The 14,066-nt window shown below is 70.2% G+C and carries 13 protein-coding genes, 1 tRNA gene and 2 pseudogenes; 8 read left to right on the top strand and 8 right to left on the bottom strand.

What is annotated here, in order from left to right:
• Positions 1-191 precede the first annotated feature (191 nt).
• A complete protein-coding gene (locus ACK8N7_RS17400; RefSeq protein WP_500443106.1) occupies positions 192-1,484 on the bottom strand; it encodes an RNA polymerase sigma factor in 1,293 nt (430 codons plus the stop codon).
• Between the two features lie 20 nt (positions 1,485-1,504).
• Positions 1,505-1,915 (bottom strand): YciI family protein, encoded by a 411-nt coding sequence (locus ACK8N7_RS17395; RefSeq protein ID WP_403213903.1) that lies wholly within the window; start codon positions 1,913-1,915, stop codon positions 1,505-1,507.
• A gap of 220 nt (positions 1,916-2,135) precedes the next feature.
• On the opposite strand from ACK8N7_RS17395, the gene cbiE reads away from it, so the two are divergent.
• Both cbiE and cobM read left to right on the top strand, forming a co-directional pair.
• Complete coding sequence (gene cbiE, locus ACK8N7_RS17390; protein ID WP_500443104.1) at positions 2,136-3,398, top strand: precorrin-6y C5,15-methyltransferase (decarboxylating) subunit CbiE; 1,263 nt, start codon at positions 2,136-2,138, stop codon at positions 3,396-3,398.
• Entirely contained in the window at positions 3,395-4,144 is a 750-nt protein-coding gene (cobM, locus tag ACK8N7_RS17385; protein ID WP_403213907.1) for a precorrin-4 C(11)-methyltransferase, read from the top strand. Before cbiE ends, cobM begins: the two co-directional genes overlap by 4 nt.
• Positions 4,145-4,214: 70 nt before the next feature.
• Here cobM and ACK8N7_RS17380 read toward each other — a convergent pair whose 3' ends face one another.
• Positions 4,215-4,874, bottom strand: coding sequence for a GNAT family N-acetyltransferase (locus ACK8N7_RS17380; RefSeq protein WP_403213909.1), 660 nt, complete (start codon positions 4,872-4,874; stop codon positions 4,215-4,217).
• A 201-nt stretch (positions 4,875-5,075) separates the two neighbouring features.
• Here ACK8N7_RS17380 and ACK8N7_RS17375 point away from each other — a divergent pair, with 201 nt between their 5' ends.
• On the top strand, positions 5,076-5,834 hold the full coding sequence (locus ACK8N7_RS17375) for a class I SAM-dependent methyltransferase (protein WP_500443102.1): 759 nt from the start codon (positions 5,076-5,078) through the stop codon (positions 5,832-5,834).
• Here the strand turns inward: ACK8N7_RS17375 and ACK8N7_RS17370 are convergent.
• Positions 5,786-6,238, bottom strand: a complete 453-nt coding sequence (locus ACK8N7_RS17370; RefSeq protein WP_500445769.1) for a MarR family transcriptional regulator — start codon at positions 6,236-6,238, stop codon at positions 5,786-5,788. The two genes, ACK8N7_RS17375 and ACK8N7_RS17370, sit on opposite strands and share 49 nt — an antisense overlap.
• Positions 6,239-6,324: 86 nt before the next feature.
• Here ACK8N7_RS17370 and ACK8N7_RS17365 point away from each other — a divergent pair, with 86 nt between their 5' ends.
• Complete coding sequence (locus tag ACK8N7_RS17365) at positions 6,325-7,173, top strand: alpha/beta fold hydrolase (RefSeq protein WP_403213913.1); 849 nt, start codon at positions 6,325-6,327, stop codon at positions 7,171-7,173.
• A 24-nt stretch (positions 7,174-7,197) separates the two neighbouring features.
• Here ACK8N7_RS17365 and ACK8N7_RS17360 read toward each other — a convergent pair.
• Positions 7,198-7,605 (bottom strand): annotated as a pseudogene (locus ACK8N7_RS17360) (transposase); the annotation flags it as partial.
• A gap of 1 nt (position 7,606) precedes the next feature.
• Between ACK8N7_RS17360 and ACK8N7_RS17355 the strand changes: the two are divergent.
• The 3 genes and pseudogenes from ACK8N7_RS17355 to ACK8N7_RS17345 form a co-directional block, all read left to right on the top strand.
• Positions 7,607-8,458 (top strand): annotated as a pseudogene (locus ACK8N7_RS17355) (NsdA family TPR-like regulatory protein); the annotation flags it as partial.
• Between the two features lie 15 nt (positions 8,459-8,473).
• The gene (locus ACK8N7_RS17350; protein ID WP_403213919.1) at positions 8,474-8,839 is read left to right on the top strand and encodes a hypothetical protein; all 366 of its coding nucleotides are present in this window, start codon (positions 8,474-8,476) and stop codon (positions 8,837-8,839) included.
• A 290-nt stretch (positions 8,840-9,129) separates the two neighbouring features.
• Positions 9,130-10,209 (top strand): hypothetical protein, encoded by a 1,080-nt coding sequence (locus tag ACK8N7_RS17345; RefSeq protein ID WP_500443100.1) that lies wholly within the window; start codon positions 9,130-9,132, stop codon positions 10,207-10,209.
• A gap of 103 nt (positions 10,210-10,312) precedes the next feature.
• Here ACK8N7_RS17345 and ACK8N7_RS17340 read toward each other — a convergent pair whose 3' ends face one another.
• Positions 10,313-11,614: a Fic family protein gene (locus ACK8N7_RS17340; protein ID WP_500443098.1), complete on the bottom strand. Its 1,302-nt coding sequence runs from the start codon at positions 11,612-11,614 to the stop codon at positions 10,313-10,315.
• A 560-nt stretch (positions 11,615-12,174) separates the two neighbouring features.
• Here ACK8N7_RS17340 and ACK8N7_RS17335 point away from each other — a divergent pair.
• The gene (locus ACK8N7_RS17335) at positions 12,175-12,381 is read left to right on the top strand and encodes an Imm32 family immunity protein (RefSeq protein WP_360924671.1); all 207 of its coding nucleotides are present in this window, start codon (positions 12,175-12,177) and stop codon (positions 12,379-12,381) included.
• A 25-nt stretch (positions 12,382-12,406) separates the two neighbouring features.
• Here ACK8N7_RS17335 and ACK8N7_RS17330 read toward each other — a convergent pair.
• A tRNA-Trp gene (locus ACK8N7_RS17330) sits at positions 12,407-12,481 on the bottom strand.
• Between the two features lie 414 nt (positions 12,482-12,895).
• Positions 12,896-14,047 carry a cobalt-precorrin-5B (C(1))-methyltransferase gene (locus ACK8N7_RS17325; protein WP_500443096.1) on the bottom strand — a complete coding sequence of 384 codons (1,152 nt, stop codon included), beginning with the start codon at positions 14,045-14,047 and terminating at the stop codon, positions 12,896-12,898.
• Positions 14,048-14,066 lie beyond the last annotated feature (19 nt).

Genomic DNA, 14,066 nt, shown 5'->3' with positions numbered 1-14,066 from the left:
CCCGAGGCCGGGCGCCGACGGCGACTCCAGCCGCGCCGATGGCCCCTCCGGAGCCGCGCAGATGGGCCCTCCGGCTTCGGCTGAAGGAGGTAGCGCAGCGTGCCCGGGTCATCGCCGTGGGTGTTCCTGCGCAGGTACGGCCTGCTTACGGGACCGACCGGGCCGCCCACGCCCGCAGTTTCCCGTACCGGCTACGGGTCCAACCGCTCCGCCCGCGCCCGCAGGTACCGGGCCTCGGGTTCGCTGAGCGTGCCGTCTGCGGCCGCACGGTAGGCAGCCCGGGCGGCGTCCCGCTCCCCGGCGCGTTCCAGGAGATGGGCGCGTACGGCGTCGAGGCGGTAGTGACCCGCCGAGGGTTCCGCGCGGGCGCCCGCGCCGGGGCGCCCCGCCGCCGGCCCGGCCAGTGCGTCGACCGCCGTGAGCCCCGCCCGCGGCCCGTGCGCCATGGCCACCGCGACCGCGCGGCCCAGGGCGGCGGCGGGGTCGGGGGTGCGGTGCACGAGGAGCTCGTACAGGGCCAGGATCTGCGGCCAGTCGGTGTCCTCGGCGCGCCCGGCCTCGTCGTGCAGGGCGGCGATGGCGGCCTGGAGCTGGTAGTCCCCGGCCGGCCCCTGGCTGAGCGCCTCCTCGGCGAGCGCGCTGCCCTCCGCGATGGCCGTACGGTCCCAGAGCGCGCGGTCCTGTTCGTCGAGCGGGATCAACTCACCGTCCCGCCCGGTGCGCGCCGGAGTGCGCGCCTCGGTGAGGACCATGAGCGCCAGCAGCCCGGTCACGCGCCCTTCGTGGGGCAGGAGCCGGCGTACGGAACGGGTCAGCCGGATCGCCTCGCGGGCCAGGCCGGTGCGGTGCAGTTCGGGGCCCGCGGTGGCGGTGTACCCCTCGTTGAAGATCAGGTAGAGGACCTGGAGGACGGCCGCCAGCCGCCGGTCGCGGTCCTCCGGCTCCGGCCGCCGGAACTCCGTACCGCTCACCGCCCGCTTGGCCCGGCTGATCCGCTGCGCCATCGTCGCCTCCGGCACCAGATGGGCGCGGGCGATCTCCGCCGTGGTGAGCCCGCCGACCGCCCGCAGGGTGAGCGCGATCTGGGCGGCGGGGGAGAGCACGGGGTGGCAGCAGAGGAAGAGCAGGGTGAGCGTGTCGTCCTCGGAGGGCGCCCGGCCCGGCCCGGAGGGGCCTTCCCCGGGCGGCGGGGCGACGAACGCGTCCGCCGGGGTGAGGGCCGCCGCGGTCTCCTCCCGCCGCCGGCGCGCGGTGTCGCTGCGCAGCCGGTCGGTGAGACGGCGGGACGCGACCCGGATCAGCCAGCCGCGCGGGTTCTCCGGAACTCCGTCCTCCGGCCACTGCCCGGCGGCCGCGATCAGGGCCTCCTGGACGGCGTCCTCGGCCGGGTCGAAGTGCCCGTAGCGGCGGACGAGCGCGCCGAGGACCTGCGGCGCGTGGAGGCGCAGCAGGTCCTCGATGTCGTCGTTGTTCGTACGGTCCACTCAGGCCCTCTCGGCTCCTGCTAGTCGTCGAGCCCGCCGTCGACGGGCCGGATGAGCACCGGGTAGTCGGGCGCCCCGGCGGGCTGCGGACAGCGTGCCACCCGGGCGGCGATCTCGGTCACCCTTTCCAGGCTCTCGCAGTCGAGCACCCAGAACCCGGCGAGGAGTTCCTTCGTCTCGCTGTACGGCCCGTCCGAGATCACCGGACGCCCCTCGGCGTCGAGGCTGACGGCCCGCCCCTCAGCGGGTGCCCGCAGCCCGTACCCGGTCACCAGCTCACCCGATTCGGCGAGGTCGTCGTTGATGCTGCCCATGTAGGCGAACATCTCCTGCATGGCCTTCTCGTCCCAGGCCGGACTGTGGGGGGATCCCTTGCCGGACTGAGCCTCGTAGTCCGTCTGGCTGCCCTGGACCATCACCAGATACTTCATGACCGTCGCCTCCTGATAGCTCGCTCTTCGTTCTTCTCTTCCGCTTACACAGGGGACGTCGGGGCCGGGGCGGAGTTCTCGACATGACGCGCGGCTTCTTTTCGGGATTCACCCGCCGGCGTCGGGATTCACCCTCTGGAGGGGTCGGAACGGGACGTTCAGTAAAGTTCGGCAACGTTGCGTCCACCCGCCTCCTCCGCAGCTGAACGAGGTCCCGACCGTGTCTGCCACCCCTCCCGCTCCTCCCGCGCACCCCGTCTCCGTCGTGGGGATCGGCGCGGACGGCTGGTCCGGGCTGTCCGGCGGGGCGCGGGAGGCGCTGCGGGAGGCGGAGGTGCTGATCGGAGGGGCGCGCCAGCTGGACCTGCTCCCGCCGGAGTGCGCCGGACTACGGGTGAGCTGGCCATCGCCGCTGCGCCCCGGCGTACCCCGGCTGCTGGCCGAGCACCGGGCGCGCCGGATCGCGGTGCTGGCGAGCGGAGACCCGATGTTCTACGGGATCGGGCGCGCGCTCGCGGAGGAGCTGGGCCCGGAGTCCCTGCACGTCCTCCCGCACCCGTCCTCGGTCTCGTACGCCTGCGCGCGGCTCGGCTGGCCCCTGGAGGACACGGAGGTCGTGACGCTGGTGGGCCGCCCGGCGGCACGGCTGGCCGTCTCCCTCCACGAGGGCCGGAGGCTGCTGGTCCTGAGCGCGGACGCGTCGACGCCCGCGACGGTGGCGGCCCTGCTCACGGCCCACGGCTTCGGCCCGAGCCGCATGCGCGTCCTCGAACAGCTGGGCAGTGAGGCGGAGGCGTACGTGGACGGCGTCGCGGAGAGCTGGGCGCACGCGCCCGGTGACCGCCTGAACGTCATCGCGATCGACTGCCGGGCGTCGCAGGACGCACTACGCCTCGGCGCCGTACCGGGCCTGCCGGACGAGGCGTACGAGCACGACGGCCAGCTCACCAAGCGCCACATCAGGGCGGCCACGCTCGGGGCCTTGGCGCCCGCGCCCGGAGAGCTGCTGTGGGACGTGGGCGGCGGATCGGGCTCGATCGCGATCGAGTGGATGCGGACGCACCCGACGTGCCGGGCGGTGAGCGTGGAGAGGGACCCGGTGCGGGCCGAGCGGATCACCCGTAACGCGGAACGCCTGGGGGTCCCCGCCCTGAAGGTCGTCACGGGCCCGGCCCCTTCTTCTCTCTCAGAACTGCCTTCTCCCGACGCGGTGTTCATCGGCGGCGGCCTGACGGCACCGGGCCTGCTCGACGCGTGCTGGGAGGCGCTGCGGCCGGGGGGCCGGCTGGTCGCGAACACGGTGACGCTGGAGTCGGAGGCGCTGCTGGGCGAGTGGTACCGGGCGTACGGCGGCGAGCTGACCCGGCTCGCGGTCGCGCACGCGGTCCCGGTGGGCGGGTTCACGGGCTGGCGCCAGGCAATGCCGGTGACGCAGTGGTCGGTAGGCAAATCCCCAGTCCCAGTCTCAGGAGATCGAACATGACGGTGTACTTCATCGGCGCGGGCCCGGGCGCGGCCGACCTGATCACGGTGCGCGGCGCGCGCCTGCTCGCAGCCAGCCCGGTCTGCCTGTACGCGGGCAGCCTGGTCCCGGTGGAGCTGCTGGCGGAGTGCCCGGAGGGCGCCCGCCTGATCGACACGGCGAACCTGGACATCGAGCAGATCACCGAGGAGCTCGTACGGGCCCACGCGGACGGCCACGACGTGGCGCGGCTGCACTCGGGCGACCCGTCGGTGTTCAGCGCGGTGAACGAGCAGATGAAGCGCCTGGACGAGGCGGGGATCCCGTACGAAGTCGTCCCCGGCGTCCCCGCGTTCGCGGCGGCGGCCGCGGCCCTGAAGCGCGAGCTGACGGTCCCGACGGTCGGCCAGACGGTGATCCTGACCCGCATCGCGCAGCGCGCCACGGCGATGCCGGACGGCGAGGACCTGGCCACGCTGGGCCGCAGCGGCGCCCTGATCGTGCTGCACCTGGCGGCCCGGTACGTGGACCGGGTGGTGGAGGAGCTGCTCCCGCACTACGGGGCGGACTGCCCGGCGGCGGTGGTGGCGATGGCGTCGCGCCCGGACGAGATCGTGTTGCGGGGGACGTTGGACTCGATCGCGGAGCAGGTGAAGGCGGCGGGGGTGATCAGGACGGCGGTCATCATGGTGGGGCGGACGCTGGGGGCAGAGCAGTTCCGGGACAGCCACCTGTATGCGGTGGGGCGGGAGCGGGGCGGGTGCTGAAGGCCTGAGAGGGGGTGGTTGGTGACGCTCCAGCTCACTCGGAAGGAGACACCGGCCTACGAACGCCCGCTCAGATCCCCTGCCCCTGCCCCTGCGGCGGAGCTTCGCGGACCACGCTGGTCATCGGGCCGAGGGTGCGCCACCCCAGGAACTCGTACAGTGCCCGGCCATCAACCGTCCCGGCCAGCACAGCAGACGAGGAGCCCGAGGCAACAGCGGCGTTCTCCAGCGTCCGCATGACGAGGCTGCCAAGCCCCCTGCGACGGTGGGCCGACGAAGTCTCGATCTGGTCGAAGACGGCGGTGCGCCCAGGACCGGGCAGAGCGATCTGACCACGGGCAGCGAACGCACCGTCCTCCGTCACCACGAGCACCCGCGTGACCCCGCCCCGCGCCCAAGTGCGCACCTGGTAGCCGTCGGGGGCCACTGCGGCGTTCGTGCGCAGCGGTGTCGACATCAGGAAACCGTCGTCAGCGAGGCGCCAGCCGGGCGCTGCCCACGAGGCAACAGTCTGCGGCGGCAAGAAGATCTTGAGCCAGGTGCCCGGGACGGTGACCGTCTCCGTCAGTTTGCGGACCAGCGACTCGTCAGCATCCGTCACCACGTGCCGGGTGACGTGGCCACTCAGCCCGACGTCGATGGTGAAGCCCCAGGGCTCGGACACCGGCGGCGCGGCTCCGCGTGAGACGACCCAGCCTTCCACCCATGAACGTACGACTTCGGCGTCCATGCGGACCCTTCCGTAATAGGTACAGAACGCGATTGAACATTACGCGGGAAGTCTTACGGTCACATGGCGATCTCCTCACCCGGTTGTGCCCGATGGGAACCCCTGGGCTCTTTCGCCGCCCGTGAGGCAGGTCTGGCCGCGTAGGGGGTGAATACGGCGAGACCTTCGTGCCGATCACCATGGGTGGGCCAGGATGTCGCTGTGACCTCAGCTTCCCCGACTGCTGGGCCCGATCGCTGGCAGCACTACGGAGCTTCCTCGCGCGGACGTCGCTCCCTCAGCCGCCTCCGCTGGGACTGGTACCAGCGGATCGGCCCTGGGGCCGAACTGCTGGGGGACCTCGCCGGTCGTACCGTCGCGGAGCTGGGCGCCGGAGCAGGCCACCAGGCTGCTTATGTAGCAACTGAGTTGAAAGCGGCGCGCGTCATCGCGATCGACAGCTCCACCGCGCAGCACAGCAGTGGCCGTGACCTCTACGAAGATGTGCCCGGCCTGGACTTCGTCCACGATGACGCTGCCGCATACCTCCGGGACCACCCGTCCAGCCTCGACGTCGTCTACAGCACCTTCGGCGCACTCGACTTCAGCGACCCACAGACCTTGCTCCCGTCCGCCGCGGTGGCCCTCCGCCCTGGCGGCACCCTGGTGTTCTCGACACTTGCCCACTACCGAACGGGCGCGCCACCCGAGACGGAGTGCCGGCCCGCCGACATCCCGGCCCGCATGCCTGACGGCCGCCCCGGCACGGTGCAGCGGTGGGTCCTGGGAGTGTCGGTATGGAAGAAGTTGTTGGACGAGCACGGGTTCGACGTCGTGTACGGCGATACCGTCCACGACCCGGGGCGAGACGGCGAGGCACCGGTCAGCACGACCCTTTTCCGAGTGAGGAAGAGGCGCGGGTCCGGATCCCCTCACCAGTTCAGCGATGTCGACGCGTCGCGGCCGGGAGCGGCTGCTTGAAGGGCAGCGGTCAAGTAGCTTTGAACGATGTCCAGTTCGCCCGGGGTGAAGTCCTTGGCTGCCTCGACCAGATTGGCGATGAGCGGGCCGAAGAAGGACTGACCCAGCTCCGCGGCTTCCTGTTCCACCGTCAGCACGACGCGTCGTCGGTCGTTTTCATCGCGCCTACGGCGGACGAGTCCCAGGCGCTCCAGCCGGTCGAGCAGGGCAGTGGTGCCGGCCGAGTTGAGCCGCAGCGCCGTACCGAGTCGTCCCGGGGTGACGTCGGTGCCCGCCCGGTCAGCGTCAAGCAGGTGGATGAGGGCTCGCAGATCGGTCGGGTGCAGGCCGTTTCGCGCGGCGAACTCGGCGCCGCGCAGGTCGAATTCCACGGTCACCGCGCGCAGCAGGTGGACCAGCCGCATCGCGGGGTTGATGTCATCACTCACCGGGCTAGTATCTCGCCCAGCGAGATACTAGGTCAACGAGACGATTCCCCGGGAGGTTCACCGTGTCCTCATCCCAAGAGTTCTTCGCCGCCTACGACGCACTCCTCGCCCGCTGGCCCACCGGTACCACCGAGATCGACGTTCCCACCCCGTACGGCACCACCCGTGTCCACGCCTACGGCCCTGCTGACGCCACCCCGGTCCTCCTTCTGCACGGCGGCGGCTCCACCGGCGCGGTCTGGTTCGCCAATGCCCCGATACTCGGCACGCACCACCGGGTGCTGGCCGTCGACATCCTCGGCGATGCCGGACGCAGCATCCCCAGCGGGCGCCCGCTGCGCACCACCACCGACCTGATGGTCTGGTTGGACGCGCTGCTCGACGGCCTCACCGTGTCCCGCACGCACCTGCTGGGCCACTCCTACGGCGGCTGGATCGCTCTGACCTACGCCCTGCACGCCGCACGGCGGGTCGACCGCCTGGTACTGCTCGACCCGACCCAGTGCTTCGCCGGCTTCCGCCCGAGTTTCCTGCTGCGCTCGCTGCCGATACTGTTGCGCCCGACGGAATCCCGTGCGCGCGCCTATCTGGACCGTGAGACCGCGGGGACCGACACCGACCTGGGCTGGAAGTGGCTCTATGCCTTGGCGGTCTCGGGCTTCACGCACCGGAAGCTGGTCGTCGGTCGCCGCCCGGACCCCACGGCGCTGAGCGTCCCGCTCCTGGTCCTTCTCGCAGGCCGCAGTGGCACCCACGACGCCGCGAACGTCGCAGCCCGGGCCCGCAAGGCCGTACCGGACTCCCAGATCGAGATCCTCGCCGAACTCACCCACTTCGCCATGCCCACCGCTTTGCCCGCGCGGACGAACCACCGGATCACCGGCTTCCTGGCAGACAATCAGGCGAAGTAAGAGGTCGCGCAGGTAGGCGTGTGGTCATGGGCGGCGGTTGGGGCGTTCGTCCCAGCGGTGGGTCGTCCATGCCCGACGGATCAGGCTTCGTACGGTGATGACGGTGTCGGCCAGGTCGAAGAAGGCGTCGATGACGGTGGCCCGGCGCTCGTAGCAGCGGGCGAGACGGTGGAAGGCGTTCTGCCAGGCGTGGGTTCTCTCCACGTGCCACCTCCGACTTGCCTGGACCGGCGCTTTCTCACCCTTGTGCGCGATGCGGCCGTGCAGGCCGCGTTCGTCGAGGAGGGCGCGGGTCTTGTTGGAGTCGTAGCCGGCATCCAGGTGCACGGTGACCTCGTCGGGGAGCGGGCCGAGGCCGTCCAGCAAGTCCAGGGTCGGGGCGAGCAGCGGCGAGTCGTGACGGTTGGCGCCGGCCAGGACGCGGCCCAGCGGGAAGGTCTACCAACTGTCCCGTTCCAAGCGGGCCGTCTATCCGGTCGTACGCGACCAGCTGGCCACGCTGAATGAGGCCTTGGCCGGTCATCGTGGCAGCCCCCGCCCCCTGTTGAATGCGGCGGCGGACCTGTTTCAGTTGGCCGGGGAGGTGGCGTTCGATGCGAACCGATACGCCGATGCCTCCGCTTCGTACGCTCTCGCGGCCTCGGTCAGCAAGGACGCGCAGGCGTACGACCTGTGGGCGTGCGCGTTGGTCCGGCATGCGTACGTCGACATGTCCGAGCGCCGCTATCGCTATGCGGCGCAGATGCTCGGTGCGGCCGAGCGCCTGGCGGGCCGGGGCGACAGGAACCTCTCGACCCGTCAATGGGTCGCGTCGGTGCAGGCTGAGGCATACGCGGCGCTCGGTGACCTGGACGCGTGCGAGCACGCGATGGAGCGCGCGGAGGCTGTCCGCGACCTGAGTGCGGACAGCGTCGACGGCGGATGGCTCCGGTTCGACGGCGCGCGGCTGGCGGAGGAACGGGGGTCGCGTTATGTACAGCTCGGCCGTCTCGACCTGGCGGAGGAGGCCCTGGAGCGTGCGCTGGCGCAGACGGCCCTGGCGCCGGGGCAGTCCTACCGCCGGCGGGGTGCGGTGCTGACGGACATGGCGGCGATCGGGGCGAAGCGGCGTGATGCTGACCAGGTTGTCGCGTACGGCAAAGAGGCGATCAGCCTGGCTCGCGCCTCAGGATCGGGGTACGTCGCCCGTAGACTCCAAGGCTTGTGCGACGAGTTCGGTCCCTTGCGCCGTGACCACCGCCTGGCGGAACTGGGGGCGGAGATCGCCACGCTGAGCACGCCGTGACGAGAAGGGGATGGCATGTCGCATACCGAGGGTGCACGACTGTTCCGGGAAGCCTGGATCGCGGGGGTCCACCAGCACTTCCCCGGTGAGCCGAAAGCCGGTTACGTCACTCCGTGGGACGACACCCCGCAGTGGGAGCGCGAAGCGGCGGGGGCCGTCTACGAGCAGGTGCGTCAGTTCGTTGAGGTCAGTGGAGGGCGCGCGTCCCGGTTGTCACGTGAGCAGCGTGGGCGCTTCGTCGCGATCTGTTGGACCGCCCAGATGTTCAAGCACTTCGACGACCCGAAGCCGGGTTACGTGGCGGACTGGGCCGACCTGCCCGCCTGGCAGCAGGAAACCGACGCCGACATCTTCGACGCCATCGAGAAGGCCTTGAGCTGACCGGGAGGGGGCGGCCCGGAGGTTCTCGCCGGTGCTCCCGCCAGCTGGGGGGAGCCTCACTCGCCTATTGGTCCGTCAACATGCCATGGCCTGACACCCTTACGGGTTGATCTGCGTTGGTCTGCCCGCCCGTTCGGCGGATTGTCCTCAAGGCACTTCAGCGCTGCGGTACCGTCATCGTGTCATCACGCTCTGTGTGCACCCTTGTGTGCATGGGGCGGCCCCCGGAGGTGTTCACAGCACCGAACCGAGGGCCTTCACCCAACTAGTGGAGATAGAGGTCCACCGGGATGCTTTGGCATGCTATCGCGCCTGTTCGGCGTTACACGAAGGCCTCGCACGATGTCGTGCGTCATCCGCGTCTGTGCAGTGACGCGAAGATCCTGCTGTTGTACGTGCAGGGGTTGCCCGATGAGCAGACCCATCTGGCGCTGTCCGAGCATGGGCGGAAGCTGGGTATCAAGGGGCGTGCTTTTCAGCGGGCCAAGGGGCAGTTGGTCGTGAATGGGTTCGTTCATGAGCGGCGGGTTTCTGGGGAGCGGGGGTTGTGGGTCACCCATCAGCTCTTCTCCAGTGTGCCGTTGAGTGATGCTGATGCTCTTGGTGTGTGGCGTGAGGCCGGTGTGGGGGCGGTCTCGTCTCCGAGTGCGCACTTTCCGACCGTCGGTCAGCCGGGTCCTCGGTCCGTCGGTGGTCAACTACCGGTAGAGGAAGAACGGGAGAAGAACTCATCCCGCCCACCCACCGAACCCCCGCACGTGGGCGTGGCTTTGGTGGAGTTGTCGGCTGAAGAGGCTGAGGCTGAGCGGGTGTTGTTGTCTCTTCGGCACTGCGACCGGCAGCTGCGCCTGGGGGTTGCTGAAGCGCGTGAGCTTGTTGGGCTGGCTGTTGAGTGGTTGCGGCGTGGGGTGTCGGGTGTGGAGCTTCGGCGTGTGCTGAGCAGTGGCCTGCCACCCGATGGAGTTCGGTCCGCTGTGGGGTTCCTGGGGCATCGGCTCGTGAAGAAGATGCCCGAAGCGCCCGTGGAGGAGCAGCCGTTGTCCGTACGGGATGGTGTGGAGGAGAGGGATGAGGCTCCGTTGGCCGCCGCGCCCGTTGTTCTTCCTCCGTACGTTCCGGCGCCCCTCGTGACCTGCCAGGGGCCCGGGACCGAGCATGTCTTCCGAGCCATGGCGGGGGAGACCGAGTGTCCCGACTGTCAGCAGGCTGCCGCCTGGGCCCGGTGGGCCGAGCGCCGTGCCGCTGATCTTGGCGTCGACCTTGCCGAGGAGGCCGCGAAGGCCGTCGAGGCCGGGCGGGATCCCGACGGGTGGCGGGGGCGGCTCGCCGCTGCCGCCTCCGGGGCTACCGGGGCTACTGGCGGTCAGTAGCGGGGGCTGCTGGGCCAGCGGGGCTCAGGCGGCGATGCCCAGTTCCGGGACCGCCATCTGTATTCGGCGGGGCGGGAGTGGGGCGGGTGCTGCCGGCTTGTGTCTATGAGCCGGGCAGGCGTAGACGGAGGCCGGAGGATTCGGCCAACGCTGGGTCGTTGTACCCGTACGACTCGGTGATATCGGCGTGGGCCCGGTCGAAGCTCCTCCAATCAACCGCAGTGACCCAGCGTTGGGCATAGCGGAGAACGGAGAGGAAGGCCTCGCCGCGGCCGGCTTCGTTGCTGACGGACGACAGTCCTGCGAGGTAGTTGTTGCGGTACACCGTGGGGATGATGAGCCGAATCTGTCCGGTGGCCGTGAGCTCGGCGTTGGCAATGATGCGGGCCACACGACCGTTGCCGTCGTCGAAGGGGTGGCATTCGGTGATCAAGAACATCATGGCTGCGGCCCGTTGAAGTGGATCGGTCACGGAAGCGAAGGCATCGAAGCCACGCCTGAGGGTGCCGATCAGCAGGGCTGGTTCGACGAACTGGTACCCGCCGGCGTAGTTCTGTTTCTCCTTGAACTCCCCCGGACGTTTGTCCGGCCGAGCGGCCATGAGGATGCGGTGGTGCTCTCTCAGCAGGTCCAGCATGTCGCTGCCGGAGATCGGCTTGCGGCCGGCGAGGGCGGGGTCGGACAGGATGCGGAATGTCGCTGCGACATCGTGAGCGTCTTGAGGCCGTGCGGCGGGAATGTTGCCATCGACCGCGATGCTGCGGGCTTCCTCGACTCCGAATTCGGTGCCTTCGATGAAGTTGGAGAAGTAGGCCTCGAAGAACGCCAGCCACTCCCACCGGGAGGAGCCGCCCAGGGCTGGTGCTGGTTGCGGGGGCATGGCGGTCAAGCCTTCGGCGAGCCGCTCGAACATCCCCACCCTGTGCGCATCGAAGGGCTCGCCTTCCAGGCGGGCCTGCAACCGTGACGAGGCAGGAGCGGTGGAGGCGAAGGTACCCAGCAGCTCCGCAAGGCGGCTACGGACGATCTCGACAGCTCCGGCGTCCAGGCTGCCTTTCAGGAGATCCACTTCAGCAAGGACGTTCTTGATCTTTCCGGATCCGCCTGTCCGGGCCAGCGCATCGATGTGGTCCTCGACTGCCTGAGTGCCGGCGGCGCGTGACGGCCGTCCAACAGGTGGCCGGCCACGGCCTGTGACGTTCTCCACGAGTCCACGGGCGACACCCGACAGATGCAAGCCTTCGGGCATGGGCATGTCCCCCGGGAGGGGACCCGGACCGTCCTGGACGGTGACGGTCACTCCCGGCAGCACGAGATCTGCGCGACGCTGCGGGTCGGGGTGGCGGATGAACAGCCAGCCTTCCTCGGGCTGCCCACCTGCGAAGGCGGAGCGGTCGGAGATCACGGCACCGGGCCAAAGTTGCGCAATGATCGCGTTGAGGTGCTTGCGGGCGACGGCCTCTGGGGGAAGCGTTGCCCCTACTGCGTAGATACCTGGCGCGAGCCTGACAGCTCGACCGGCTTTGACCTGCCGACTGCGCGAGCCGCTGGTGCCGAACTCCAGCGGCCAACGTGGTAGGCAACTTTTGCACTCGAAAGTGCCTGCACGGCCTCGCTCCAGGCCAGTCGAGGCAAGGTTTGTGCAGGTAAATCGCGCCCGCAGGCAAGGAAAGTAGGGTAAATGAGAGAGCTCTTGGTGCAGCGCTCTTCCCGCACGAGGAAGAGGCGCGAGTCCTGGCCCTCTCCACCCGCTCCGCGCTGACGTTTCCGGCCCTGACTCGGGTCGGTGGTCACGGACTGCCTTCCAGCGCTGTCCTGCTTGTGCTCCGCTCCGCTGGGCGCGCTTCCCGGCTCTGGCTGCGCCCGCGCTCCTGCCTCCGGCGGGAGCGCTCAGACTCCGGGATGGGAGCCGGGGTGAGTGGGTGGGTTGGGATGGCTGGTGAAGGCCCGCTGTAACGTGACCGAATGGATGAACCCAGGATCAAGGTTTACGGCTCAGCGACCGAGATCACCGTCGCGGCGAATGCCGCAGGATTGCGCGATTTGGCTGAGCGGCTCATGGGGCTCGCAGATCCCGGACTCAGGGACGGGTACCACGAGCATCTTGAGGGCGGCATCAATCTCGAAGAGGGCTCGGTCAGCCTGATCCTGGCCCGAGACGAAGCGCTGTAGAGCCACGCCGGGTACGGCGAGAAGGCAGAACCGGCCGGATTCGAACCGGCGTCCTCGCGATTTTGGAGACCGCGCGCGACAACCTCTGCGCTACAGCTCCGCCCCGCCCGGCATCCTAAGGACTCCCGCTACTGTCCATGTGGTACCCGTGCCCTTGTCATGTCCGTTCGGCCGGGAACTGACGGGGAACCACGGAGATCGCCGGCCAGCGCGAAGATGAACGGCCCTGGCCGATCCACCTGGTCAGGGGCCATTCATCTGCGGTGGGTGTGGAATTTGAACCCACGGTGACATCGCCGCGCCGATCTGCTGCTGCATCTGACCGAGTGGCCGGAGTTCAGCCATGTCGACCCCGAGCAGCTCGCCCGGCGGATCGCAGACGCCAAGGTCATCGACGGTCGCGGCACCCTCGATGTCGAGGCCTGGCGTGCGGCTGGCTGGACCGTTCGCTCACTCGGCCGCGCTTGATATCCGGGCGCCCCCCCGCGGACGGGGTGGCGGGGGTGGTGGTGAGTCACCCCCGTCCCACCACCACCCCCGCCCGGTCGATGCAGATCACGTCCACCTCCACCGGGGCCCCGCGCAGCACGGACAACGCCTCGTCGCGGGCGCGGGACGCCACCAGGTCGCCCAAGCGCACCCCCGCCGCCTCGCAGAGGCGCAGCGCCTCCAGGCCTGTGTTGGCCGTGGCGATCCGGGACGCCAGCTCCTCGGTCGCGCCGCCCTGCCTGGCCAGGTCCGCCAGGAAGGGTTTGTCCACCTGGGAGCGGGCCGAGTGGAGGTCCAGGTGGCCTGCGGCCAGTTTGGAGAGCTTCGCGAAGCCTCCGCAGATCGTCAGGCGGGCGACCGGGTGGCGGCGTACGTACTTCAGGACCGCGCCCGCGAAGTCCCCCATGTCCAGGAGGGCTATGTCCGGCAGGCCGTACTCCGCGACCACCGTCTTCTCCGAGGTCGAACCCGTGCAGCCCGCCACGTGTGTCAGGCCCGCCGCCCTCGCCACGTCCACGCCCCGGCGGATCGAGTCGATCCACGCCGAGCAGGAGTACGGGACGACCACACCCGTCGTGCCCAGGATCGACAGGCCGCCCAGGATGCCCAGCCGGCCGTTCCACGTGGAGCGGGCGATCTCCTCGCCGTGGTCCACCGAGACCGTCACCTCGACGTCCCCCGGCTCCCCGTGCTCCGCCGCCACCCGCTCCACGTGCTCGCGCATCAACTGGCGCGGCACCGGGTTCACCGCCGGCTGGCCCACGTCCAGGGGCAGGCCGGGCAGTGTCACCGTGCCCACGCCCGGGCCCGCCCGGAACACCACCCCGGAGCCCGGCGGCAGCCGCCGTACCGTCGCCCTCACCAGCGCCCCGTGCGTCACGTCCGGGTCGTCCCCCGCGTCCTTCACCACCCCGGCGCTCGCCCGCCCGGGCCCCAGTTCCTCCACCGCCAGCGCGAACGCCGGTGTCTGGCCCCTCGGCAGCGTGATGCTCACCGGGTCCGGGAAGTCGCCGGTCAGCAGTGCCGTGTACGCGGCCGTCGTCGCCGCCGTCGCGCAGGCACCGGTCGTCCAGCCGGGGCGCAGACCCGTGTGTTTGAGTTGGGCACTGCGGCCACCCTGGGCCCCGGTGCCCGCCGCCGGTGCCCCGCCGGCCGTTCCCCGCGCCTCAGCGTTCACGAGAAGCCGTTCATGAGAA

Origin of the sequence: Streptomyces griseobrunneus (assembly GCF_046713465.1) — a bacterium.
GTDB classification, from domain to species: domain Bacteria; phylum Actinomycetota; class Actinomycetes; order Streptomycetales; family Streptomycetaceae; genus Streptomyces; species Streptomyces microflavus.
The sequence above is the reverse complement of the archived record's forward strand: the minus strand, read 5'-3'. Positions and strand labels throughout refer to the sequence as shown.

Excerpts from the sequence above, each read along its gene's own strand:
- ACK8N7_RS17345 (WP_500443100.1), top strand. The coding sequence starts at position 9,130 with ATGCTTTGGCATGCTATCGCGCCTGTTCGGCGTTACACGAAGGCCTCG.
- ACK8N7_RS17350 (WP_403213919.1), top strand. The coding sequence starts at position 8,474 with ATGTCGCATACCGAGGGTGCACGACTGTTCCGGGAAGCCTGGATCGCG.
- ACK8N7_RS17395 (WP_403213903.1), bottom strand. The coding sequence starts at position 1,915 with ATGAAGTATCTGGTGATGGTCCAGGGCAGCCAGACGGACTACGAGGCT.
- ACK8N7_RS17335 (WP_360924671.1), top strand. The coding sequence starts at position 12,175 with ATGGATGAACCCAGGATCAAGGTTTACGGCTCAGCGACCGAGATCACC.
- ACK8N7_RS17370 (WP_500445769.1), bottom strand. The coding sequence starts at position 6,238 with ATGCGGCTGGTCCACCTGCTGCGCGCGGTGACCGTGGAATTCGACCTG.
- ACK8N7_RS17380 (WP_403213909.1), bottom strand. The coding sequence starts at position 4,874 with ATGGACGCCGAAGTCGTACGTTCATGGGTGGAAGGCTGGGTCGTCTCA.
- cobM (WP_403213907.1), top strand. The coding sequence starts at position 3,395 with ATGACGGTGTACTTCATCGGCGCGGGCCCGGGCGCGGCCGACCTGATC.